At 44.5% G+C, this 23,706-nt stretch carries 23 protein-coding genes; 5 read left to right on the top strand and 18 right to left on the bottom strand.

Going from position 1 to position 23,706, the window contains the following annotated elements:
• Window positions 1–14 precede the first annotated feature (14 nt).
• The 8 genes from murD to mraZ are packed head-to-tail and all read right to left on the bottom strand — an operon-like array spanning window position 15 to window position 8,464.
• Window positions 15–1,358, bottom strand: coding sequence for a UDP-N-acetylmuramoyl-L-alanine--D-glutamate ligase (gene murD, locus K0O23_RS13675; protein WP_219877997.1), 1,344 nt, complete (start codon window positions 1,356–1,358; stop codon window positions 15–17).
• 41 nt (window positions 1,359–1,399) lie between these two features.
• Window positions 1,400–1,753 carry a four helix bundle protein gene (locus K0O23_RS13670; RefSeq protein ID WP_219877996.1) on the bottom strand — a complete coding sequence of 118 codons (354 nt, stop codon included), beginning with the start codon at window positions 1,751–1,753 and terminating at the stop codon, window positions 1,400–1,402.
• Window positions 1,754–1,795: 42 nt separating this feature from the next.
• A complete protein-coding gene (mraY, locus tag K0O23_RS13665) occupies window positions 1,796–3,016 on the bottom strand; it encodes a phospho-N-acetylmuramoyl-pentapeptide-transferase (RefSeq protein ID WP_219877995.1) in 1,221 nt (406 codons plus the stop codon).
• 36 nt (window positions 3,017–3,052) lie between these two features.
• Window positions 3,053–4,516 (bottom strand): UDP-N-acetylmuramoyl-L-alanyl-D-glutamate--2,6-diaminopimelate ligase, encoded by a 1,464-nt coding sequence (locus tag K0O23_RS13660; RefSeq protein WP_219877994.1) that lies wholly within the window; start codon window positions 4,514–4,516, stop codon window positions 3,053–3,055.
• Window positions 4,516–6,615 carry a penicillin-binding protein gene (locus K0O23_RS13655; protein ID WP_219877993.1) on the bottom strand — a complete coding sequence of 700 codons (2,100 nt, stop codon included), beginning with the start codon at window positions 6,613–6,615 and terminating at the stop codon, window positions 4,516–4,518. The genes K0O23_RS13660 and K0O23_RS13655 overlap by 1 nt, the downstream gene beginning before the upstream one ends.
• Window positions 6,605–7,042: an FtsL-like putative cell division protein gene (locus tag K0O23_RS13650; RefSeq protein ID WP_219877992.1), complete on the bottom strand. Its 438-nt coding sequence runs from the start codon at window positions 7,040–7,042 to the stop codon at window positions 6,605–6,607. The genes K0O23_RS13655 and K0O23_RS13650 overlap by 11 nt, the downstream gene beginning before the upstream one ends.
• Before the next feature lie 52 nt (window positions 7,043–7,094).
• Window positions 7,095–7,997, bottom strand: coding sequence for a 16S rRNA (cytosine(1402)-N(4))-methyltransferase RsmH (gene rsmH, locus K0O23_RS13645; protein ID WP_219877991.1), 903 nt, complete (start codon window positions 7,995–7,997; stop codon window positions 7,095–7,097).
• Window positions 7,997–8,464, bottom strand: coding sequence for a division/cell wall cluster transcriptional repressor MraZ (gene mraZ / locus K0O23_RS13640; RefSeq protein WP_219877990.1), 468 nt, complete (start codon window positions 8,462–8,464; stop codon window positions 7,997–7,999). Before mraZ ends, rsmH begins: the two co-directional genes overlap by 1 nt.
• Before the next feature lie 397 nt (window positions 8,465–8,861).
• Between mraZ and K0O23_RS13635 the strand changes: the two genes are divergently transcribed.
• The 3 genes from K0O23_RS13635 to K0O23_RS13625 all read left to right on the top strand — a co-directional run bounded on the left by K0O23_RS13635 (window position 8,862) and on the right by K0O23_RS13625 (window position 11,920).
• Window positions 8,862–9,242, top strand: a complete 381-nt coding sequence (locus tag K0O23_RS13635) for an HYC_CC_PP family protein (protein WP_246597111.1) — start codon at window positions 8,862–8,864, stop codon at window positions 9,240–9,242.
• Between the two features lie 81 nt (window positions 9,243–9,323).
• On the top strand, window positions 9,324–11,540 hold the full coding sequence (locus K0O23_RS13630) for a TonB-dependent receptor (protein WP_219877988.1): 2,217 nt from the start codon (window positions 9,324–9,326) through the stop codon (window positions 11,538–11,540).
• Window positions 11,541–11,563: 23 nt separating this feature from the next.
• Window positions 11,564–11,920 carry a heavy-metal-associated domain-containing protein gene (locus K0O23_RS13625; protein WP_219877987.1) on the top strand — a complete coding sequence of 119 codons (357 nt, stop codon included), beginning with the start codon at window positions 11,564–11,566 and terminating at the stop codon, window positions 11,918–11,920.
• 70 nt (window positions 11,921–11,990) lie between these two features.
• Here K0O23_RS13625 and K0O23_RS13620 read toward each other — a convergent pair whose 3' ends face one another.
• Entirely contained in the window at window positions 11,991–12,554 is a 564-nt protein-coding gene (locus K0O23_RS13620) for a hypothetical protein (RefSeq protein ID WP_219877986.1), read from the bottom strand.
• 400 nt (window positions 12,555–12,954) lie between these two features.
• Between K0O23_RS13620 and K0O23_RS13615 the strand changes: the two genes are divergently transcribed.
• The gene (locus tag K0O23_RS13615) at window positions 12,955–14,508 is read left to right on the top strand and encodes an ELWxxDGT repeat protein (RefSeq protein ID WP_219877985.1); all 1,554 of its coding nucleotides are present in this window, start codon (window positions 12,955–12,957) and stop codon (window positions 14,506–14,508) included.
• Window positions 14,509–14,532: 24 nt separating this feature from the next.
• Window positions 14,533–16,167 (top strand): ELWxxDGT repeat protein, encoded by a 1,635-nt coding sequence (locus tag K0O23_RS13610; RefSeq protein WP_219877984.1) that lies wholly within the window; start codon window positions 14,533–14,535, stop codon window positions 16,165–16,167.
• A 53-nt stretch (window positions 16,168–16,220) separates the two neighbouring features.
• Here K0O23_RS13610 and K0O23_RS13605 read toward each other — a convergent pair whose 3' ends face one another.
• The 9 genes from K0O23_RS13605 to K0O23_RS13565 form a co-directional block, all read right to left on the bottom strand.
• Window positions 16,221–16,913, bottom strand: coding sequence for a fatty acid desaturase (locus K0O23_RS13605; RefSeq protein WP_219877983.1), 693 nt, complete (start codon window positions 16,911–16,913; stop codon window positions 16,221–16,223).
• 162 nt (window positions 16,914–17,075) lie between these two features.
• The gene (locus K0O23_RS13600) at window positions 17,076–17,927 is read right to left on the bottom strand and encodes a 4-hydroxy-3-methylbut-2-enyl diphosphate reductase (protein WP_219877982.1); all 852 of its coding nucleotides are present in this window, start codon (window positions 17,925–17,927) and stop codon (window positions 17,076–17,078) included.
• A gap of 5 nt (window positions 17,928–17,932) precedes the next feature.
• A complete protein-coding gene (locus K0O23_RS13595) occupies window positions 17,933–18,631 on the bottom strand; it encodes a lycopene cyclase domain-containing protein (RefSeq protein ID WP_219877981.1) in 699 nt (232 codons plus the stop codon).
• Between the two features lie 48 nt (window positions 18,632–18,679).
• A complete protein-coding gene (locus K0O23_RS13590) occupies window positions 18,680–19,216 on the bottom strand; it encodes a hypothetical protein (RefSeq protein WP_219877980.1) in 537 nt (178 codons plus the stop codon).
• On the bottom strand, window positions 19,216–20,049 hold the full coding sequence (locus K0O23_RS13585) for a phytoene/squalene synthase family protein (protein ID WP_219877979.1): 834 nt from the start codon (window positions 20,047–20,049) through the stop codon (window positions 19,216–19,218). Before K0O23_RS13585 ends, K0O23_RS13590 begins: the two co-directional genes overlap by 1 nt.
• 24 nt (window positions 20,050–20,073) lie before the next feature.
• Window positions 20,074–21,570 carry a phytoene desaturase family protein gene (locus K0O23_RS13580; RefSeq protein WP_219877978.1) on the bottom strand — a complete coding sequence of 499 codons (1,497 nt, stop codon included), beginning with the start codon at window positions 21,568–21,570 and terminating at the stop codon, window positions 20,074–20,076.
• A gap of 16 nt (window positions 21,571–21,586) precedes the next feature.
• A complete protein-coding gene (locus K0O23_RS13575) occupies window positions 21,587–22,102 on the bottom strand; it encodes an RNA polymerase sigma factor (RefSeq protein WP_219877977.1) in 516 nt (171 codons plus the stop codon).
• 220 nt (window positions 22,103–22,322) lie between these two features.
• Window positions 22,323–23,198 carry a MerR family transcriptional regulator gene (locus K0O23_RS13570; protein ID WP_219877976.1) on the bottom strand — a complete coding sequence of 292 codons (876 nt, stop codon included), beginning with the start codon at window positions 23,196–23,198 and terminating at the stop codon, window positions 22,323–22,325.
• Window positions 23,171–23,671, bottom strand: a complete 501-nt coding sequence (locus K0O23_RS13565; protein ID WP_219877975.1) for a sterol desaturase family protein — start codon at window positions 23,669–23,671, stop codon at window positions 23,171–23,173. The genes K0O23_RS13570 and K0O23_RS13565 overlap by 28 nt, the downstream gene beginning before the upstream one ends.
• Window positions 23,672–23,706: the final 35 nt, after the last annotated feature.

The raw sequence follows: 23,706 nt of genomic DNA, 5'->3' as shown, positions 1-23,706 counted from the left end.
GGTTATGTTTTTATTTATTTTTTTAAAACTATCTTTTCTACAGCCTCTTTAAAGCGCTGTCCGCGGTGCTCGTAATTGTTGAATAAGTCGAAGCTTGCACAGGCCGGCGACAACAGCACCACATCTCCGGGTGTAGATAGCGAACGGCTCAGGCGCACGGCATAATCAATGGAGGTTGTCTCAGCAATGATCGGAATCACCCGGCCAAATACCTGCTTTAATTTTTCGTTGTCTTTACCAAGGCAAACCAGCACCTTTACTTTTTCACGGGCCAGGTCTACCAACGTACTGTAGTCGTTTCCTTTGTCTACTCCGCCAGCGATCCATACTATCGGTTGCTTTATACCTTCCAGTGCATACCATACGGCTTCCACATTGGTCGCTTTGGAGTCGTTTATGTAAGTAACCTCTTTGGCGACACCAACCTGCTGCAAACGGTGCTCCGCGTTCACAAATGTTTCCAGACCCTTTTCAATCTGCTCATCTGAAACACCCAACAACTTTGCCGCTGCTACGGCAGCCATCGTATTATATTGGTTATGCTTCCCGATGAGGCCGGACTTTGAGGTATCTATTGTACCCTCGTAAAACTTAGCGTCTACTTTTATACTTTGGCCCTCGAAGTATACCTTAGCACCTGCTGCGCCCTGTAATGTGAACGGTATCGTTGTTCCGCCAAAATTTGGCGAGTCAAATGCTTTGGCTATGTTCTCATCATCTGCATTGTAGATAAAAAAGTCACTGCCTGTCATGTTCTGCACAATACGCAGCTTAGAGGCGGCATACTTTTCCATGCTGTATTCATAGCGATCCAGGTGGTCAGGCGTAATATTAGTTAGCACCGCTATGTGCGCCTTAAACTGGTACATGTTGTCCAGCTGAAAACTGCTCAGCTCTACTACATAGTACTCGTGCCTATTCTCGATCACCTTCTCTGCCAGACTTTCCCCTATATTGCCTGCCAAACCTACATTCAGCCCCGCGTTTTTAAGCAGGTGGTAAATAAGCAGTGTAGTCGTGGTCTTACCGTTGGTGCCTGTGATGCAGATAAATTCCGCATCAGTGTACCTTCCCGCAAACTCGATCTCTGATATTACCGGTATCTGCTTTTTGGCTGCTTCTTGTATAACTGCAGCTTTATCAGGAATGCCAGGACTTTTAATGATTTCGTTAGCATCAAGAATTCTATCTAAAGTATGAGTTCCTTCTTCAAAAGGGATAGCAGCCGTTGCCAGTTTAGCTTTATACTGATCCTTAATCTGGCTCATATCCGAAACAAAGACGTCCAGCCCCTTTGCCTGTGCCAGCAATGCAGCTCCTACGCCACTCTCCCCTGCTCCTAGAATTGCTATCTTCATTTTTCGTTGTTCGTTGTTCGTTGATCGTTGTTCGAATTCAACTACAATCCTTTAAAATATTTTATCAGGCCGTTCAGCATTTGCTTACAGCTTACCAGTTCTAATATTAAATCTTCAAAAACTGACTCTTTTATGTAATTCTGATCAAGTGCAACATAAAGCTGTGTTTCTACTTCATACAAAGAACCACGAGCTATATAAAATATTTGTATCGCATCTTTTGAATGTTGCCGCCCACAACCCTCTGCTATGTTTGACACCACTGAAACCGCAGCTCTTCTTATCTGAATCGTTAAACCAAAAATCTCTTCTTTCGGAAAACTTTTAGAGATCTCATAAACACTATCAGCCAGCTTTCTGCACTTCTTCCACACATCCAGATTCTTATAGTCCATACTTTGCTTCTTTCCCGATCAACGAGTAACGAATCACGACAATTAGCGAAGTTTTAGTGTCGCCAATGTCAAAATGGCCAGCATAATACCCACGATCCAGAAGCGGCCTACAATTTTAGATTCGTGATAACCTAGTTTCTGGTAATGGTGGTGCAACGGCGACATTTTAAAAATGCGACGTCCTTCACCATACTTCTTTTTAGTATATTTAAAGTAACTCACCTGCAGCATTACAGATAGATTTTCAATTAGGAAGATGCCGCATAGAATCGGAATTAGAAGTTCCTTGCGTACGATCAGGGCCAACACCGCTATGATACCGCCTATTGCCAGACTGCCTGTATCACCCATAAACACCTGAGCCGGATAGGTATTGTACCACAGGAAACCCACGCAGGCTCCCACAAAAGCCAGACAGAATATCGTTAGTTCTCCAGAATTTGGTATGAACATGATATCCAGGTAATCTGCGAAAATGGTATTACCTGATACCCAGGCAAAAATTGCCAGTGTTACCCCGATAATGGCCGATGTTCCAGCAGCTAATCCGTCAATACCATCTGTAATGTTGGCACCGTTTGATACAGCCGTAATTACCAATATCACGAATGGGATGTATAAATAGCATGACCAGCCCTGGAATAATGGCCCGGCAAACGAGAACAGGTTGCAGTAATCCAGTTCATTGTTCTTGCGGAACGGTATAGTGGTGATCATACTATGCACATCTGTGTAATGCCTTGATGCATTTACTGCCGAAGTGCTGCCATCCGAGAAAATATACTGGCGTACCACCACGTCGTCATTAAAGTATAAAGTTAGGCCCACGATCAAGCCTAAACCAATCTGACCCAGTATTTTAAAGCGGCCGGCAAGCCCTTCCTTGTTTTTCTTGAATACCTTAATATAATCATCCAGAAAGCCGATCAGGCCCAGCCATATGGTTGATACCAGCATAAGGATGATGTAAATATTATCAAGCCGGGCAAATAGCAACGTTGGCACCAGAATGGCCAAGATAATGATAAGACCGCCCATGGTTGGTGTACCTTTTTTCTCGAGCTGCCCTTCCAGACCAAGGTCACGGATGCTTTCGCCTACCTGCTTGCGCTGCAGCACATTGATCAGTTTGCCTCCAAATATCATGGCTATCAGCAGCGATACAATGGTGGCCATACCCGCCCTGAAAGAGATGTACTGGAACACACCTGCTCCAATAAAGTCAAATTCGCGGTCTAAGTATGTGAAAAGGTGATATAACATTAACGTTTATTTCGGTTTCCTTTAGCTTTATAATTTTTACTTGCCCAGTTGCTGAAACATGTCTCGCAAAACCTGCTTGTCATCAAAATCAGTTTTAACGCCTTTAATTTCCTGGTATGTTTCGTGGCCTTTTCCGGCTACAAGTATAATATCGTTTGGCTCGGCCAGTACGCAAGCTGTTTTAATGGCTTCTCTCCTGTCCAGCACAGATAGTGTCTTCTTAAAGTCAAGCGGTTTTACACCTTTCTGCATATCCTCTAGTATAGCCTGGGGCTCTTCAAAGCGTGGATTGTCTGAGGTAAGTATAACCTTGTCGCTTAAGCGGCAGGCAATATCTGCCATAATAGGCCGCTTGCCGGCATCGCGGTTACCACCACAGCCTATTACAGTAATTACCTTTTGCAGCGGCGTACGGATCTGCTGAATCGTATTCAGCACATTTTCCAGCGCATCCGGGGTATGGGCATAATCTACAATCCCGGTTATCTGCGTATCCGACACAATGTAGTCGAAGCGGCCTGCTGCTGTATCCAGGCTCGAAAGCACTGTCAGTACCTCCATCGTTTCCTCGCCTAATAGTACTGCCGCCGCGTAGACACCTAAAAAATTATATGCATTAAAAGCACCGATCAGTTTGCACCATACTTCGTGGCCGTCCACTTCCAGGTGTAGCCCCTGAATGGTATTATCTATAATGCGGGCTTTAAACTCTGTTACTTTTCGCAGCGAGAACTCATGTACTGATGCCTTTGTATTCTGCACCATTACTGCCCCGCGTTTGTCATCGGCGTTCACCAGCGCAAAGGCTCCTTTTGGCAAACCATCGAAGAACAGCTTTTTAGCCTTTATGTACTCGTCAAAGGTCTTGTGGTAGTCCAGGTGGTCATGCGTGATGTTGGTGAAAACCCCTCCGGCAAACTGCAGGCCTGCCACGCGCTTTTGGACCATGGCATGTGAGCTAACCTCCATAAAACAGTAGGCACAACCGGCCTTCACCATCTGATCCAGCAATTCATTCAGCTTCACAGCATCAGGCGTAGTATGCGTAGATGGAATAATCTCCTCATCTATCTGGTTCTGCACCGTAGACAGCATACCCACATGGTAGCCCAACTCCCTGAAAAGCTTATGCAACAAAGTAACAGAGCTTGTTTTGCCGTTAGTACCTGTTACACCTACCAGTTTAAGTTTAGTAGAAGGATGACCATAAAAAGCAGAAGCCATTTTACCTAAGGCCTCACCTGAATCCTGCACCACTACATAGGTTATACTTTCCTGAAGTTCTGCAGGAAGTGCTTCGCAGATAATGGCTGCTGCATTCGCCTCCTCTGCCTTTTGGATATACTCATGCCCATCGGCCTGCACGCCTCGCACAGCTACAAAAGCAACGCCTTCGCGCACCTGCCGCGAGTCGAATGTGATCGACTCGATGGACACATCCATCCTCCCCTTCACCTCCAGGGTTCTAATATCCTTTAATATGTTCTGTAGCAACTGCATTAGCTCAGTACAATAGTTATTTTAGTTCTTTTTGTAATATCTGTTCCCGGCTCTAACGACTGCTGCGCTACCCGCTTACCAGTACCTACTACCTTCACATCCATTTGCTGATTCCCAAGTATAAAAAGGGCGTCGCGCAGGGTCATGCCTTTCACATCAGGCACCTTGTTAGCCATTACAGGGTTCGGCTTAAAATCAAGGAAACGCATTTTCTGTTCTACTTTCACCCACTCCTCGTCTGTAATATTGGGGTGGTGACTTATGCCGATTTTGTTGCAGATATAGCTCAGGTCATCCAGATTGCCGGCACCTACCTGAGGCATGCTGTCTTTGTTTGGCGCCACTCTGGCACGCAGTGATTTGTGCATGGCCAGGTCGCGGGCATAGGCTTTATCGGCCAGTTCCTTAAAAACCGGCGCCGCCACATCGCCACCATACACGTTCACGCCTTTCGGACTGTCAATGATCACAATGCAGCTATACTTTGGATTATCAGCCGGGAAATAGCCAGCAAATGAAGTAGAGTACTCCATAACATAGCGTCCGTTCTTTACCTTACGGGCAGTTCCGGTTTTGCCGGCTACCTTATAGTCTTTGCTAAGTATGTTTTTAGCTGTGCCATTCGCAACTACACCTTCCAGCATGCTGCGCAATTTCTTTAGTGTTTCGTCAGAGCAAATCTTCTCGTTTAGCACACGCGTGTTGAAAGACTGTATAACGGTATTGGTTTTACTGATTTCCTTCACTATGATCGGCTGGATCTTCACTCCGTTGTTAGCAACGGCATTGTAGAAAGCCAGCGTTTGCAAAGGCGACAGCTTTAACTCGTAACCAATGGCCATAGAAGTAAGCGTGGTGCCATACCAGGTCCTATCCTGCGGGCTCTTCATGAAAGGACGTGCTTCGCCGTCCATCTGGAAGCCAAGCGTACTGTTTAACCCGAATTTGTTCAGATAATCTACATAGGCCTGCGGGTTGCTACTGAAGTGCTGTTCCATTAGCTTTGCCACACCTATGTTAGACGACTTCTCAAATATCTCCTGCACGGACAGCTTGCCGTAACCGCCTGTTTTAGCATCTGTCATAATGGTATTCTTGATGCGGTAGCGGCCATCTCCGGTATCGATGGTATCACCTAGCCTGACATCCGGCGCATATTCAAACAAGGCCATCATCGAAGCCAGCTTAAAGGTAGACCCTGGCTCTGTACGTCCCTGGTTACCAACTGCATAATTGTAGTCTTCTATATACCCGCCTTTTGTCTTGCCCAGGTTGGCTATAGCCTTTATCTCACCGGTTTTTACCTCCATCATGATCACACATCCATACTCAGCATTGGTTTTTTCCAGTGCTTTGTACAAGGCATTCTCCGCCACATCCTGCAGGTTGATATCGATGGTGGTCTTGATGTCGTAGCCGTGCTGCGGTTTTACTTCTGTGCCATCGTAAATAGGCTTATTACCGCCAGCTATACGTTCGAAAAGAGCCTCCCCGTCGGTACCTGCCAGATGGTTGTTAAAACTGAATTCCAGGCCGGCACCGTTTTTATCTTCGTTTATAAAGCCTACGGTACGCTCGGCAAGCAGGCCAAATGGCTTAAAGCGCTTCTCTACCTTTTCAAAGATCACCCCGCCTTTGTTTTTACCGGCTCTGAAAATAGGCCATTGCGCCATCATCTTCTTATCCTGATAGTTTATCTGGCGGCTATTCAGGCGCAGGTACCGTCTGCCATCGTGACGTGCGTTTTTTATTTTACGGCGGTAGTAATCTTCCGACTTGTCTTTGTAAAAACGTGCCAGTAACATGGAGAGTGAGTCCACACCCCTGTTAAAGGTTTCTGCATCGGCAACAGTCGGATCAAAAGCTACGCGGTAAAAAGGCAGCGAGGTAGCCAGTATACTTCCGTTGTCAGAATAAATATTGCCGCGCGTGGCAAAAACAGGTTGGTAACGGATACGGCGCTCCTTGGAAATCTCTTTCCAGCGGGCACCATCCATAAACTGTATCTGTACTATTTTGTACACAATGGCGCACGCAAAAAGGCAGATGAGTAAAAACACCACCCGTACCCTTATAACTATGGATTTCTTAATATTCATCGGCAGGCACAATCACTTGATAGGGTGGCGATGAACTTTCGAGTAGGCCGAGCGGCTCCACGTTGCGCGCAACTTCGGATTGCTTGCTGGCCTCCATGTAATCCGACTTAAGCGTAGTATAGTCTGCGCGCAAATCTTCTGTTTCTACTTTAATCTTATCTATTTTACGGATAGTTTTCTCCGCAAAATGGGTATTACCAATATAGAAAAGGGTAATAAGTGTTGTAAAAAGGATATAGGGAAGATACTTGAGCGGAACTCCTTCTTCGAACAAAGCATCTACGTTAGCATACTTGTCGAGGAGTTTGAAGAGGCTAAAACCGTTACGTTTGGCTTTAGGCTTTTTAGGCTGCTCCACTTCTGGCTTCATACGCGCCGAGTTGGTCTTCGGCGGGTTATTTTGTTTGATCAGAACATTTGAAGCCATAGTTACTGCAATAATTTGGAGCTATGTAATAGCCTGTTATTTAATCATCTTTTTATCTTTTCTCTGCTATTCTCAGTTTTGCGCTTCTAGAGCGGCTGTTTTCGAGCAATTCCTGCTCGGATGGCACAATTGGTTTCCGGTTAACGGCATCAAGCGGCTTTTTCTCGTTTCCGAACAAGTCTTTTTCTACCTCCCCAAAGAACTTGCCTTTAGCTATAAAGTTCTTCACCAGCCTATCTTCCAGCGAGTGGTAAGATATTACCACCAATCTGCCTCCGGGCTTTAAAACCTCTGCAGCCTGTTCCAGCATCTCCTCCAGCGCCTTCATCTCGTCGTTCACTTCTATCCGAAGCGCCTGAAAAACCTGTGCCAGGTACTTATTTTCCTTTCCTTTTGGCGTACAAGAGCTAATGGCCTGCTTAAACTCCCCGATCGTTTCAAAAGGCTTTCTGGCTCTTTTCTCCACTATGGTACGGGCAAGTGTTCTGGCGTTTTTTACTTCGCCGTAAATCCCGAAAATGCGATGCAACTGTTCCTCTGAATAGGTCTCCAGCACTTCCTCGGCAGTAGTGCCCGCCTCAGCGTTCATGCGCATGTCCAATGGTCCTTCAAACCTGGTCGAGAAACCGCGTTCCGGTACATTGAACTGATGAGAAGATACACCCAAGTCAGCCAGTATGCCATCCACCTGTTTTACCCCGTAAAGCCTCAGGTACTTTTTAAGGTCTCTGAAGTTGGCTCTCACAAACTGGAAAGCAGGACTGTCTATTTTCTTCGACTGCTCTTCCGCATCTCGGTCCTGGTCAAAACTGTACAGCTTACCGTCTGTAAGCTTGCTTGCTATAAGCGAAGAGTGGCCACCACCTCCAAAGGTCACATCAACATAAACACCATCCGGCTTAATGGCCAGGGCATCTACAGACTCTTCAAACAGTACGGGGCGATGGTACTCCATTAAATCAAAGGCTCCTCAGCCGGTTTATCACCTAAAAACTTTTGCGCCAGCTGAGAGAAATTCTGCTGGTCTTTTATCAGGAATTCCTCATACTTATCAGGATTCCAGATCTCTACACGGTTGCCCAACCCAACTACTACAGCCTCTTTCTCCAGCTCGGCAAAACGCGACATGGTTTTTGGCACTATAAAACGGCCTGCGCCATCCAACTCTATCTCTGTGTTACCACGGAAAAAGTTACGCTGGAAATGACGGTACTCTTCGTTAAACTCATTTAAGCCTGCTACTTTGTCGTAAATCACCTTCCACTCGGCTTTTGGGTAAAGCACAAGGCAAGGCTCAAATCCTCTCATCAGCACCACATGGTTTCCCGATGCCTCCGGCAGGTTGGCTTTTATCTTTGCAGGTAAAACCAACCTTCCCTTTGGGTCAATCTTGCACTCATATTCGCCAGAGAGGAAGTTCATAGACTCTAACAGTTTAATCCGTATAGTTCTCGGATATTACAAATGTAGCGATTCAACAAAACACCACAACCACAATCTACCACTTTTTACCACTTTGTGGATAAATTATGGTAATCCACACCACTTATCCACATTATCCACACTATAAACGCTATATATTGGGTATAAGTTTTTTTGTACTGTGTGCTCTTTTTGATTAAAATACGAGACACAAACACGCCAACTTATTGATTTTTAGTTAATTACATTGTAAGACATAGCAAAAATACTATATCCCATAGATTTCCACAGCAGAAGTGGGGCAAAGTGGCAGACATAAACCATTCTTATGGAAAAGTGGTAGAAAGTGGTAGACTTCGCTTATATTTGCAACATGAAAGGTATACTTCGCTATAGCATGTTATCCATCCTGACACTAAGCATTCTGCTCGGTTCGGTTGGCGTTGCTTTTAGTGAGCAGTTCTGCCTGATGGCTGGCATCAAGACTTCGGCCCTATCTACAGAGGCTGATGATTGTTGCGAGGAAGGGTCGGACAAAGGCGCGCAAACCGATGAGTGCTGCGCTGTTAAAGTGCTGTACGAAAAACTGGAGCCTATTTCTTCGCTTAAGGCGTTTAACTTACAGCTGCCGGTATACTTCCAGCAACACATCAAGTTGTTTGTTCCTATTCAGGCTCATCACGATGCCATTGAGGAACGCATCTATACTTACTCCGACAGCTCTCCACCTTTGTATGGGCGCCGGCTGCTCCACCAACTGCACACCCTTATAGTCTAGCATCAAAATACAAGAAATGCACCTGCACCCAGCTTGTGCCTTTACCTTTATGTATTTTGATCATTACTTAGACTATTTAAAATGAAATTCAATTCCACAAGTATAAAGCGTGTACTGTATGCGCTATTTACCTTATACTTTATAGCCATACTTCCGGCAGCAGCACAGCAGCTAACCGGCAGAGTGGTAGACCAAACAGATAACAGCCTGCCCCTTATTGGCGCCAACGTAGTATGGAAAGGAACTGCAAAAGGCACCTCTACCGATATCACAGGCAGTTTTGCACTTTCTACAGCCGATGCATTAACGCCAGAGATCATTATTACCTATATTGGCTATAAGCCAGATACAATTAATGTAAGCGGCAAAAGCAACGTTATTATACAACTTGCCGCTACGGGTAAGCTGCAGGAAGTGGTAGTAGAAGGCCAGCAGGCACGCTATTCTTCCCTCACTCCCACTAACTCACAGGTGATAACAACCCGCGACCTGGAAAAGTCGGCCTGCTGCAACCTGGCTGAGAGCTTTGAGACCAATGCCTCTGTAGAAGTTTCCACAACAGATGCTGTTTCCGGAGCAAAGCAGATACAGATGCTTGGTTTGGACGGTTCTTATACACTGCTGACTACTGACAACATTCCGGCTCTACGGGGCCTTGCTACGCCCTACCGGCTTAACTACCTCTCGGGCACTTACATCGAGTCCATCGATATTATTAAGGGCACAGGGTCCGTGCTTAACGGTTACGAATCGATATCCGGGCAGGTAAACGTGATGCTGAAAGACCCTGAAAAAGCGGAGCGTTTATACTTTAACCTGTATGGCAACAGCCTGGCAAAATTTGATGCCAACCTGAACCTGGCTACATCTGTCGGCAAAAAGTGGAACACCATACTTATGCTGCACTCTAACCACCTGGGCAACCGTGTAGACCGCAACAAGGATGGTTTTATGGACCTACCCGTAGGCACGCAGTACAATGTGTTTAACAAGTGGAAGTATAGCCACAAGGATGTAGTGTCGGAGTTTGGGATAAATGCATTGCGTGAAACTAAGACAGGTGGGCAGCTAAAGTATAATGAAGACGTGCCGCAGGAGCAACAGCCATACTATGGCACCACCTCTGAAACGGACAGGTTAATGGCTTATAACAAATCGTCTTATACTTTTCCGGGCAAGCCTTACCAAAGTATAGGCATGATCACTTCTGTTGCGCATCATAAGTTCGACTCCAGTTATGGCTTGCGTAATTACGACGGAGAACAAAACAGCGCCTCTGCCAGATTGATCTTTCAGTCTATATTGGGGCACACCGGCCACACGTACAAAGCCGGTTTGAGCTATACTTATGATAACTATTCGGAGACCCTTGCCGACAGTACTTTTGGCCGAAACGAGCATATACCAGGCGCTTTTGTGGAATACATTTACAACAATACTACCAACCTGACCGTGGTAGCCGGCTCCAGAGTTGACATCCATAACCTGTTCGGGACAATATTCACGCCCCGGCTGAATGTGAAGTACGACGCTACACCAAACACTATTTTCAGGTTGGCAGCTGGTAAAGGCTTTAGAGTAGCTAACCCTATTGCAGAAAACTCAGCTATACTTGTAAGCTCCCGTGCCATCAGAACCACAGAAACACTTAAGCCGGAACAGGCCTGGAACCTGGGTGGCTCATTTACCCAGTTCTTTGAGTGGGGCGGCAGGCCTGGCACTTTTGTAACAGATTACTACTATACAACTTTTACAGACCAGGTAGTGCTGGATATGTACACGAACCCTACGCAGGCTAGTTTTTATAACTTAGATGGGCGTTCCTTTTCCAAAAGCTTTCAGGCGGAGGTGCAGTATGAAGTCTTTAAGGGGTTTGATGTAAAAACGGCCTATAAGTACTTTGATGTGAAAACCACTTACAATGGAAAACTGCTGCAGAAGCCGATGATTCCGCAGCATCGCTTTTTTGTAAACCTGGGTTTTGCGACACCTTTTGATAAATGGCGTGCCGACCTGACAGGACAGTATTTTGGCTTAATGCCATTGGCCCCAATAGAGCAAAGCAACACAGCAAGCATGAGCGAATCGGACAAGTTTTATACTTTTAATGCACAAGTAAGCCGTGCATTTAAACGCTGGGAAGTATACGTGGGGGGCGAAAATCTACTAAATTACAGACAGACAAACCCTATACTAGGTGCCGACCAGCCTTTTGGCCCAAACTTTGATGCAAGCATGGTCTGGGGTCCGATTACAGGCCGTGTTGTATACGCAGGACTACGCTTCAAAATTGATTAACTTATAATTAAACCATAGATCACATGAAAATTCTAAAATCACTGGTAGTTGTACTAATGATGGCATTTGTAAGCTTTGGCGCAAATGCACAGGCACAAAACAAAAACGAAGAGACACTGAAGATCAAAACATCTGCTGTTTGCGGTATGTGCAAGAAAACCATGGAAAAGGCAATGGCCTACGAAAAAGGCGTTAAATCATCATCGCTTGATGTAGACTCCAAGATCTTGACTGTAGTGTTTGACAGCCGCAAAACAAATGCTGACAACGTGCGCAAGGCCGTTAATGAAACCGGTTACGATGCCGACGACAAGCCAGCCTCGGAGCGAGCCTACAAGCGTCTGGACGACTGCTGCAAAAAGGAAGCAGGGGCACACTAAGCCTAAATCACTAAACGAAAAAGGGGGAGCCACTAGTGGCTCCCCCTTTTTCGTTTAGTGATTCGTTATTTCAGAATTTAAAACCAATGTGCAGGCCAATCGAAAATACAGGAGTACCCTTGGTATAAGCAAAGTATCCTACTCTGCCGCCTGCCACTCCGTTACGCAGAATATTAAAGTCGTTCTCGATAAAGCCGTTGTACCCTACTTCTGAGGTTTTAATATGCTTAACAGATCCGTCCACGGTTCCATCATCTGCATTTGAGTTTATCTCTGCACGATGCCTTGCGCCAACGCCCCCTCCTATTCTAAACGCGACAGATTCATTGTTCAGCACATCGAAACTGGCTTCTAAATTAGCCATGTAAAAGGTGTTCTTAATAGAGTAGATCTCTTTTACATCATCAAACCTTGAACCAGCTGCAAGCCCCATGTTCAAACCAACGGCAAACCGATCGCTCACATGGTGACTGAAGCGGTTATTGAACATAAGTCCCTGGCTGTCATACTCAGACAACCAAATATAGCTTACCCCGGCTTTCAGCATATTTGGATCTTTACCAGCAAAGGCAGTAGACAGAGAGAGCAGGAAGAGTAAAGGAATTATATAAAGTATACGTTTCGGTAATTTCATAAAGAGTTGCTAAGGGTGAAGCGGAAGAATCTAGAGCGTATATTATAAGTCAAATGCAGAGCAAAGCATTTAGCTGTTCATACTTCCGAAACATATAAATGTTTCAAAAAGAACAACAAAAGATTCAAAAACAAGCCTTTAAAAAGATACAAATAATTAAATATCAATATATTATACATCATCTGGCTTATATCAAAAATAGAACTATCACAATACAGCTATATGCAACACATATCAGCTCAATCAGGAAGTATAATGAACAAAAAACTTAAACATAATCGCATACCATACTTTAGATTAATGTCACTATAAAATCTATTCACCAAATAACTGGTAACAACATTAGGGCAAAACCATATATTTGCTGCCTTTTACGAGAACAAACTAAATCCACTTCCAGATGCAAAAACCTTTACATCTCTGGGCGGTATTCATCCTGCTGCTCCTTTCGCAGGTCGTGTTTGGCCAGGTTCAACTCGTGGCAGACATTAATAAACAACCTTCTCAGTTCGGATCAAGGGAACCCGGCAAGATGCATACCTACAATGGCCTTACCTATTTCGATGCCAGCGATGGTGTGCACGGCTCTGAATTATGGCGCTCAGACGGTACACCAGAGGGCACATTTTTAGTTAAGGACATCATGCCGGGCAATGGCTCCAGCCAGGTAAAGGACTTTGTGGAAATGGGCGGCATGCTCTACTTCTCAGCTTTAGATAGCGAAGGCAGAAGAAATATTTGGAGAACCGACGGGAGTGCCATAGGCACAGTAAAGGTAACCTCATTTAAAACCGCATCTGTTTATTCGTCAAGAGTTACCAGCACAGGTAATAGAATATACTTTTTAGTTCTGGAACAGGACAACCCCGATTTTCAACTTTGGGCAACAGATGGCAACCCTGGTTCCGAGCAAATGGTGACAATTGCAAATGGTATTAAATGGGACCTTGCCTCGTTAGAAAACACACTTTATTACATATACACCAAGGATTACAGCAGTTATAAGATTTGGAAGGTAGAAGCAGACGGAAACGGGGTTTTATTAGAACCCACAGAGCTGGCACCTCCGGCTGGCGAACCAAAAGACATTTTAACCCTGAACGGTAAATTATACTTCCGTGTAACAAAGTCATACTCAGAAGAAGAGCTTTGGGAAACCGACGGCACTGTAGAAAACACAAAACTGATTGCAAGTGCCAGATCTGGGAGTGGCCGAGCAGCCATAGGCAAACTCTTTAGTTTTAATAACAAGATTTACTTTGTTCTGGCTCAGGATAATACCCAGGCACTTTGGGCTTCTGACGGCACAGCCAGTGGAACAGCACAGGTAATATCTCCTACCACCCAACAGTTTGACCTGAATGCCTGGTTTGTTGCACACCAGGGATACCTATACTTTTCTGTTTATAACGGAGGGCCGCAGATCTGGCGAACTGATGGTATTAGCACTGCACCTGAGCAGGTTAATATTGAGGGGGCAAATTACTTTAACAGCTATCCGGAGCAGTTAACCTCTGCTGGCAACAATTTATACTTTACAGCAGGTTTACATCCCTATGGCAAAGAGCTATGGTTATTGGAGGGCACTGCGCCATTGGTTAAGCTGGTTAAAGACATATTGCCCGGCATTGACGACTCTTCTCCAAATGACCTTCACGCTTTTGGCAACAAAATTCTTTTTTCTGCAGCTGATGGCGTACATGGCAAAGAACTCTGGATTTCTGAAGGCACCGCCTCAAGCACTAAAATGGTGAAAGACATAAATCCCAGCACACAGGGATCAGAGCCAGGCCAATTTATACGGCATAACAACCTGATTTACTTTGTAGCCAACAATGGCATAGCAGGAAACGCATTGTGGCAGAGCAACGGCTCTTCTGCCGGAACATCACAAATAGTAAAGCCACAAGTTTATAATATACCAGCAGATAATATAAAGGGGCTGTCTGTTTAAAAAGACAAACTTGGGTTTATCACCATGAGTCACAATAACCAGGACACGAAACTGTGGAGTTCATCAGGCGATGCCGCATCTACTATAAACTATGCATCAGCAGGATCAGGGTATGGCGACTATTTTACAGGAGTAGCCGGCAACTTTTATGACAAACTATACTTCTGGACTGGGGCCTACAGCACATCAAATAAATTATGGGTGACAGATGGATCCTCCGAAGGAACTAAAGTTATCAAGATTTTTGAGTTCGGCCCATCTAACATAGGCCAAACTGTTGCTTTTAAGAATAAGCTATACTTTTTTATGAATGGCTATACTACAGAAGCAGGCTTATGGTACACAGACGGAACTACATCAGGAACGAGCAGATTAAAGTATCTGGCAGGCAGTAGCCAGAAGCACAACATAAAAGTATCTGGTAATTACCTTTACTTCTCGGCATGCACGTCCGAAGCAGGATGCGAACTCTGGCGAACCGACGGTACTCCGGAGGGAACCATACAGCTTAAAGACATATACCCCGGAGAGCAATCCTCCTCGCCTCAATGGCTCACAGATGTAAACGGCACTTTATATTTTACAGTAGCACCTCCGTACCCGCAGACAAACTATGGCTCTCTCTGGAAAACAGACGGAACTCCGGAAGGCACAGTAAAGGTAAAACAGTTGGACCTGAACGGGGGATTCTCTGGCATGTATAACCTGGTGGCATACCAGAACAGGCTGTACTTTACTATCCGCAACGGTAACTGGCCAGGCAACAGCTATGATGACCTATGGACAACAGATGGCGCAGCTACAGGCACCACCGTTCTGGAAACTTTACCAATGGGCTTATCCTCAGTGGCTAACATGCAGGTAGTGCAAGATGCACTGCTTTTTTTTGTACAGGGCGAATTATGGAAAAGCAGCGGAACACCGGGAAGCACAGCAAGGATATCTGCCATAAATCCTCCTACTTATACTTATCCTGGCCAGCAATCAGCCACGAGTATGTTTATGTGCAAAGGCAAGCTTCATTTTAACGCCTATAGCCAACTTTATGGGAACGAACTATGGAATTATACAAACAATATTCCTACTTCAGAGGCTGCAACAGTTAAAATAAGCAGCACATCCCCTCATACTTTTTCGGAAGATAGTTTCCCATTTTACGACGAGGACAGTTACGACAGACTAACCAAGGTTAAAATACATACTCTCCCTGAAGAAGGCAGCCTAACCTTTAAAGGTATGGCAGTAACAGCGGGCCAGGAAATATTTGTAACAGAACTAAATAAACTGGTATATACACCCTCAGAAAACAGCACAACTATTACCGGCTTTACATTTGATGTAAGCGATGGCTTGGATAGTAGTAATGGCCGCTACCCACTCAACTTTAAGGCAGAAAATTTAACCAGTACAAAAAAAGACCACAAACAAGAACTGATTCTTTACCCTAACCCAACAGCTACCACTTTACATCTTAGCAGCACACTTGCCAGCTTTACCCTAATTCGCATTTATAATTTACTAGGGCAGGTTGTACAGGAGCAGGCGCTTAAGCCAACGGCACATTATGCTTTCGATGTCTCAAAGTTAGCTTCAGGTGCCTATATTCTGGAGGTAGAAACAAGCAAAAGTCAATTAAGAAAGAAATTTATTAAGCGATAACCTAATAACCTTACAAACAAGAAAGGCAGCCAAACTTGGCTGCCTTTCTTATTCTATCCCTTCGCTTTATACAACTGCCACCAGGGCAGATAAGGCTTATCGTGGTGCTCGTAATGGTAGCCAAAGAAATAGCAGCTTATAAAAGCCCACACATGGTTTTTACTTTGCGTAGTTGATTTATGGGGATTATCCTCTGGATGCTCGCCACGATGGGGCAGATATGTACCAAAATAGAAAAGCTGAAAGGTGGCAAGTATAGCTGGCAGCATCCAGAAGAGCACGACATTTTCTAATGAGAAAAACAGCTGCAGCACATTATAGGTAATAGCCATCAGCACTATCTGCCACCAGGTTATGTAGTTCTTTAAAAAGCTGAAATACCAGGGCCAGAAAGATCCACGGTGGTAATCGGGGTCTTGCTCGGTTGCTACGTGACGGTGGTGCTGGTGGTGTTTTGGCAACAAACGCGCGTACCAGTTGTAGGCAAAAAGAAAAGCCGTAACTGTACCAATGGCTTTATTCAGCTTCGGTTTACCTGGAGCCACTACCGCGTGCATGGCATCGTGAGCTGTAATAAAAAGCCCGGTATATAAATGCGTTTGTAAAAGTATGAACAGGTAAGTTAGCGGAGATGCAAAAGAGACCTCAAACGAAGTAAGCAAGTATAAAAGCAGACCGGTCCAGCAAATTACAATAACTGCCGCTATCACTATGCCTCTCCTATCGTTTTGTCTACTTATTGCCATTTCCTTATTCTGTATCAATTATTACAACACACCCAGCACGGCTTTGTGTAAAACAAAAGACCTTCGACAAAAGACATCCTCTACAAAAGTAACACTTTATAAGATTTCCTTTGTCATTATGTCTTTTGTCTCAGAGCCTTGACACATGCTATGAGATACGTTTTATACTTCCATCTGCTGCAATGCTCCTTTTACTTCCTCCATAAGCCACATGGGGGTTGAGGTTGCTCCGCAAATCCCAACAGAGTCGCCGGTGCCGAACCACTCAGGCTGGAGTTCGTCCACTTTGGAAATAAAATAAGTATTGGAGTTAGTGTCTTTGCAGACCTGGTAAAGCACTTTGCCATTTGATGATTTGGTACCAGACACAAACACCACCTTATCATACATTGCAGCAAACTTGCGTAATTCCTTATCGCGGTTAGATACCTGGCGGCAGATCGTATCGTTGGCATCTACTTCGTACCCATCCTGCTCCAGCTTGCTTTTTATGCGGTAAAAACTGTCTGTACTTTTAGTTGTCTGACTGTATAAGGTAATTTTTGGCGGCAACTCGTGCTGCAACAGTTCATCTATACTTTCAAAAACAACCGCCTGGTTACTTGTCTGGCCAAGTAAGCCCAATACCTCGGCATGGCCATGCTTGCCATAAATAAAGATAGGGTCCTGCTTGTCGTAGGAGGTTTTAATACGGTTTTGCAATTTTAGTACCACCGGGCACGAGGCATCTACTAAAGTTAAGTTATTCTGGAGCGCCAGCTGGTAAGTTTCGGGGGGTTCGCCATGGGCACGTATCAACACAGCCTCATTGTTTAGTTCGCGCAGTTGGTCGTGGTTGATAATGCGCAGACCACGCTTTTGCAAACGCTCTACCTCCACATCGTTATGCACGATATCGCCCAGGCAATACAGGTAACCTTGTTCGTCCAGGAGGTCTTCGGCCATCTGTATGGCATAAACCACACCGAAGCAAAAGCCGGAATTAGAATCGATAGTGACGTGCAGGCTGCTCATACTCTTTATACAACTGAGGGTTGAAATTGTTTTATACCCTTACGCTGCTTTATACCTTCGTAGATAGAAATTGTAATGAGCAGCATCAGCATAGAATACATCGTATCTTCTACAGGTATTGAAACAATCCTGTAGCCAAGGTTATAGGCATTATTATACCATACGATAGGCAAATAGGTAAGTACTCCGTTCACCAGCAAAAAAGGGACAAGATGCACTAGGTAAGCCATAAAAAAGCGACCCAGGTAGCGCGTATCAAAGAATTTTATATGCAGTATCAGCGCCAGCGATAGCAGCATAAAGGTAATGGAAGTATAAACCCTACCGATATTGAAGATAGCCACAACCGGAAGTATGATGATCAGGGAAAGTGCTATTATCTTGGCGTAAGGCTGCAGAAAATCCTTTTTAATATACGCATTGAGCACATCATAAATAAACACGCAGGCATAAGGCACTGTTATAAAAAACAGAATTTCCTCGATAGGGAGCCCAAAAAAGTATAGACCAGTCAGGTAGTCCGCGTTAAATCCCCAAACGCCTTCTTTTGTAAACGCGGCATCCCAAAGTATAAACAAAACAGCATTAGCAAGTATAGCAGGCCAAAGTGCATACCACCCTTTGTAGAAAGCCACCTTTTTATCAAAGGACAGCAACAAGGGGAAAAGTACAGTAAAAATGTTTAAATACAGGTAGAGGTACATTTTTAATTACGAATTAAGAAGGAGCAATTAATTCTTACTTATTCATTATTAATTGATCATTATACTTTTAATCTCCTGCTTTTCGGCTTCTGTGCAATGGTCTTTGCTTAGCATAAAGTCCTTTATAGTTTGCGCCATTTCCGTAGACAAACCTGACTTTGGATGCTTTTTCAAGCCCTCGATAATCAGTTTTTTATCTTCTTTTATGTGTTCGCTAAGGTTGAGGTAGCGCGGTATATAATGCTCTACGGTAAACCTTAAAAAGCGAATTTCTGGATGAGACCTGTCCATGGCAACTGCCTCTTCAAAAATAGCCGCAGCAGTTTTTACGTGCTTTAGCTTGTTGTAAGGGTTCCAGCCATACTTGGCCATCACAGCCTCAGATGATGCTTTGTAGGCTAGCTTAACTGGCTGCTTTTCGTTAAAAGCAGCCATCTTTTTATGGAAACGCCTGGCTGCCTCTTCATCCTTGCTTGCCTGCAGGTACTCATTGCGCAGTTCTTTTAAAGTATAATTCCGGGTATTCTCTGCCGGCAGATTATCAATAAATAAGCCCAGCAGTATAAAAAGAGATAAAGTAATCATTAAATAGCGTTAAGTCTGTACTTGAGGTATGAGCCAAGCAACAATGCCAGCTTCGTGTTATCAGGTACTCTTACGCGTTCTTGAAGGATATGGGTTGCCGGCAGGTTTTGTATCTTCCGGAAAAGCTTGAGGTAATACACATACGCCAGGTACACGCCCATTCTGGCCGACTTGGGTAGCGCCATGATGCCAATGTACGCATCCTCGAAGTCCTTTAGGATATCGGCTTCTATTTCGGCTTTGCTGGCATTGTTAAAAGTTTTGTAATCTACCTTCGGAAAGTATACCCGGCCCCGTTCGTCGTAATCGCTGCGCATATCCCGCAAAAAGTTTACTTTCTGGAAGGCGGCTCCAAGGCTGCGGGCTGGTTTTTCAAGCTTTTTAAACTGCTCTTCGTCGCCTTCGCAAAACACTTTCAGGCACATTAGCCCCACCACTTCAGCAGACCCGTAAATATACTCTTCGTACAACGACCTGTCGTAAGAATGGTCTTCTAGGTCCATTTCCATACTTTTCAGGAAAGCCTCTATGTATGCCTTATCAATTTTATACTCATTTACCACACACTGGAAAGCATGCAGCACAGGGTTCAGGCTGATGCCATTATCAATAGCTTCAAAAGTTTGTTGCTTAAATTCCCGGAGCAGCTTGGCTTTATCGTAGTCATGAAAGGTATCTACAATCTCGTCGGCGCAGCGCACAAAACCATAAATGGCATAAACAGGCAAATGGAATTTTTTGTTAAGCGTTTTAATGCCCAGCGTAAACGACGTGCTGTAAGCCTCGGTAATAACTTTACTGCATTGTAAACAACAATCCCTGAAGAGTTCCATATACCTGTGTTTGGTTCGACGACTTTATACTCTAACCGCAACCGGGGCTGCGTATTCTTTTGCAATCTCTTTTGCCACTACCTGCCCCGAAATAAGCGACGGCGGCACCCCCGGGCCTGGCACGGTGAGTTGACCGGTATAGTATAGATTATTTACTTTCCTGCTTTTCAGGCTTGGTTTAAGCAAGGCGGTTTGCATCAGGGTATTTGCCAAACCGTAGGCGTTGCCTTTAAACGCGTTGTAATCCGATATAAAATCGTTGTGGGCGTAACTGCGCTTGTATACTATGGCATTACGTATATCCTGCTTTGTAAGTCGCTCCAGACGGTCCATTACTTTGTTAAAGTATAGCTCTCGTACTTCAGGCGTATCTTTCAGGCCAGGCGCCACAGGTATAAGTATAAACAGGTTCTCGCAACCAGTCGGTGCTACCGATGCATCGGTTACAGATGGTGCCGAAACATAGAAGAGCGGCTTATCAGGCCATTTAGGATCGGTATATATCTCATGGGCATGCGGCCCGAAATCTTCGTCAAAAAATAAATTGTGGTGCTGCAGGTTTTTCAATAACTTATTAACACCCAGGTAGAACAACAACGACGACGGTGCCATTACCCGGCTGTCCCAATAACTCTCTGTATAACTCTGATAGGCTTTCGGCAACAAGTGCTGTTCCACGTGATGATAATCTGCGCTGGCTACTACTACGTCAGCCTCATAATATCCGGAGGATGTTACAACATGTGTGGCTTTACCATTGGCAACCTCTATTTGCTGTACATCCTGGTTAAACTCAAACTTCACTCCTTTTTCCCTAGCAAGGGCTACCATGCCCTCCACAATTTTATACATGCCTCCCATTGGGTACCAGGTTCCCAGGCTTATATCGGCGTAGTTCATCAGGCTATACAGGGCAGGCGTATTTTGTGGTAAGGCTCCCAGAAAAAGCACCGGAAATTCCATCAGCTTAAGCAAGCGTTCGTTTTTAAAGTAACGTCTGATATGCTTGTAAAACGACTGGAAAATATCCATCCGAAGCACATCCAGCAACAGGCGCGGATTCATAAACTCAGTTACAGAGCGGCCAGGTTTGTACACCAACCGGTTTATGCCAACCTCATACTTGTAAGCTGCCTGCTCCAGAAAAAGATCCAGCTGTGCAGCGCTGCCTTTTTCCATTTTTTCGAAGAGTTGCCGCAGATCTGCCATAGTGGCGGGTATGTCTACAAAATCATCTTCTCCGAACACAACTGTGTAAGAAGGGTCTAAGCGCTTTAGCTCGTAATAGTCTGAAGTGCTTTTGCCAAACCTGTTAAAGTATGACTCAAACACATCGGGCATCCAGTACCAGCTTGGTCCCATATCAAAAGTATAACCATCAGTGGTAAAGCTTCGGGCACGGCCGCCAGGGCTGTCATTTTTCTCTAACAAAGTTACCTCATAGCCCTGATCGGCAAGACATGTAGCTGCAGAAAGCCCAGAGAAACCGGATCCGATAACAACAACTTTGGTTAAAGACATAGAGATGATCTATATGTTATGCACTTTGGTTATATACCTTAAGTACTTCTTTCAGCTCTTTACGGGCTATGTGGATTCTATTTTTAACAGTTCCGATAGGTATACGAAGCTTTTCGGCAATCTCAAGGTATTTATACCCTACATAGTACATCATAAACGGAGTGCGGTGCTCTTCGCTCAGGTCAGCAATTGCCTTGTTAATATCATGCATGACGAAAGTTGAGGTGCCTTTGTTTTGCGTCACATAATTTTCGTCGGTATTCAGGTATTTCAAGTACTCGGCGCTATCTATGTTACTGCTGCGCTTGGTTATCTTATTGTAGTTATTGATAAACGTATTGCGCATAATCGTGTATAACCATGCCTTTAAGTTTGTGCCTGCCTTAAACTTATCCTTGTTCGACAAAGCCTTCAGCATTGTTTCCTGCACCAGGTCTTTTGCATCGTCAGAATTCCGGGTCAGGTTCATGGCAGCAGGATTAAGCGATTGCGCTACAGCCTGTATCAAGTTATTAAATTCTATAGCTGTCATTTTGTTTATCATTTTATCATTAAATCATAAACAAATATACGGTCAATATTTTAATTAAGTCAATTTAGTTAAATGTTTTTTGCATTGTTATTAAACAAAACAGACAAACAACCTTTAAAACCATGTGTATACACATTTATACCCTGTAAACAACAAAGCAAAAGCCCCCTGCCATTAACAAACGTCAGCGACAGGGGGCTTGGATTTCTGTTAAATAATTTTATCTGAACAAAGTCAGTAATTCCTCAGGAGATCCGATTTTTTTAATGCTTTCAGGAAAGGTGAGGTTAGTGTTTTGTAGCTGATGCCCATACATGTAAACAATGCATTCTGGGAATGTGGCTGCCATTTTGTTTATATACCCCTGTACCTGGTCACGCTCCGGAGTGGCTGTTAGTACCGTAAATATATACTTTGTATTAAACTGGCGATAAGTAAGTTCCAGATCGGTGAATGGCAGGTTCTGCCCCAGGTAAACAACTTTTTTGTTTGAGGAGCGCAGCAGGTAGTTCACATACAAAAGCACTAACTCATGCAATTCACCTTCGGGTAAGTATAATATATATACAGGTGCATCTTCAGGAGCCCTCACCACTTGCCCATCTATTGCCACAATCAGCTTCTGCCGTATAAGGTTACTTACAAAATGCTCGTGCGCGGGAGTTATATTACCAGTTTGCCATAATATCCCAATCTTGGTCAGAAACGGGTAAATTACCTCGCTCATAGTTTCCTTTAAGCCAAGCTGCAGCGCAGCCGTTGACAGCGTTTTGTCAAAAGCCTCTTCGTCCATATCGACCATGGCTTTTACAAGGGTGCTGATATGATGCGACCCGCGGCAGGATTCCTCACAAAGCTGTTGCACCTTCTGCATGATCTGCTCCGGTGGCATCTGTGCTATTTTAGATATCTTATACCCACGCTCGTTCAGCAGCGAGATATTAAGTATAGATTTTAGGTCGGCATCGTCGTAGTACCGGATATTGGTTTCGGTACGCTTGGGGCTAAGTATGCTATAGCGCTGCTCCCAAATGCGAATGGTATGCGCTTTTATACCTGACAGGTGCTCTAATTCTTTAATGGTGTACTGGGCCACGTTTCTCCTTCTTGTTGTTTTTGAACAATCTCTTTCGCCTTCTTAAAATATTGCGGGGCTACCCATAGCATCCCAAAAGACTCTGAGCCATACTTTCCTTCCTTGCTGTGATGCACCTTATGGGCTATGTTTAAAGCTTTCAGGTAAACATTAGACGATTTACCGAACAGCTTCAGGCGCCTGTGTATAAATACATCATGAATAAAAAAGTAAGCAACACCATACAGCGTAATTCCGGCTCCTATCCAAAATCTGTAATCCAGGGGCTCTGTGCCAAAAATAAAGAACAGCATCGCCAACAGGCCATAATAGGCAAAGAACAGGTCGTTCAGCTCAAATTTATGCTTATGGTGCGTATGATGCGACTTATGAAGGAACCACATAAACCCATGCAGCACATACTTGTGCATTAGCCAGGCTACGCCCTCCATGGCTACAAAGGTTAACAACATAATTCCGATGCCTGCAATCATACTAAGCAAACAACAAGTTTAATATTTAGTTTTAA

The sequence above is a fragment of the Pontibacter aydingkolensis genome, from assembly GCF_019443125.1.
Lineage (GTDB): Bacteria > Bacteroidota > Bacteroidia > Cytophagales > Hymenobacteraceae > Pontibacter > Pontibacter aydingkolensis.
This window is presented reverse-complemented; position numbering and strand designations above follow the sequence as displayed.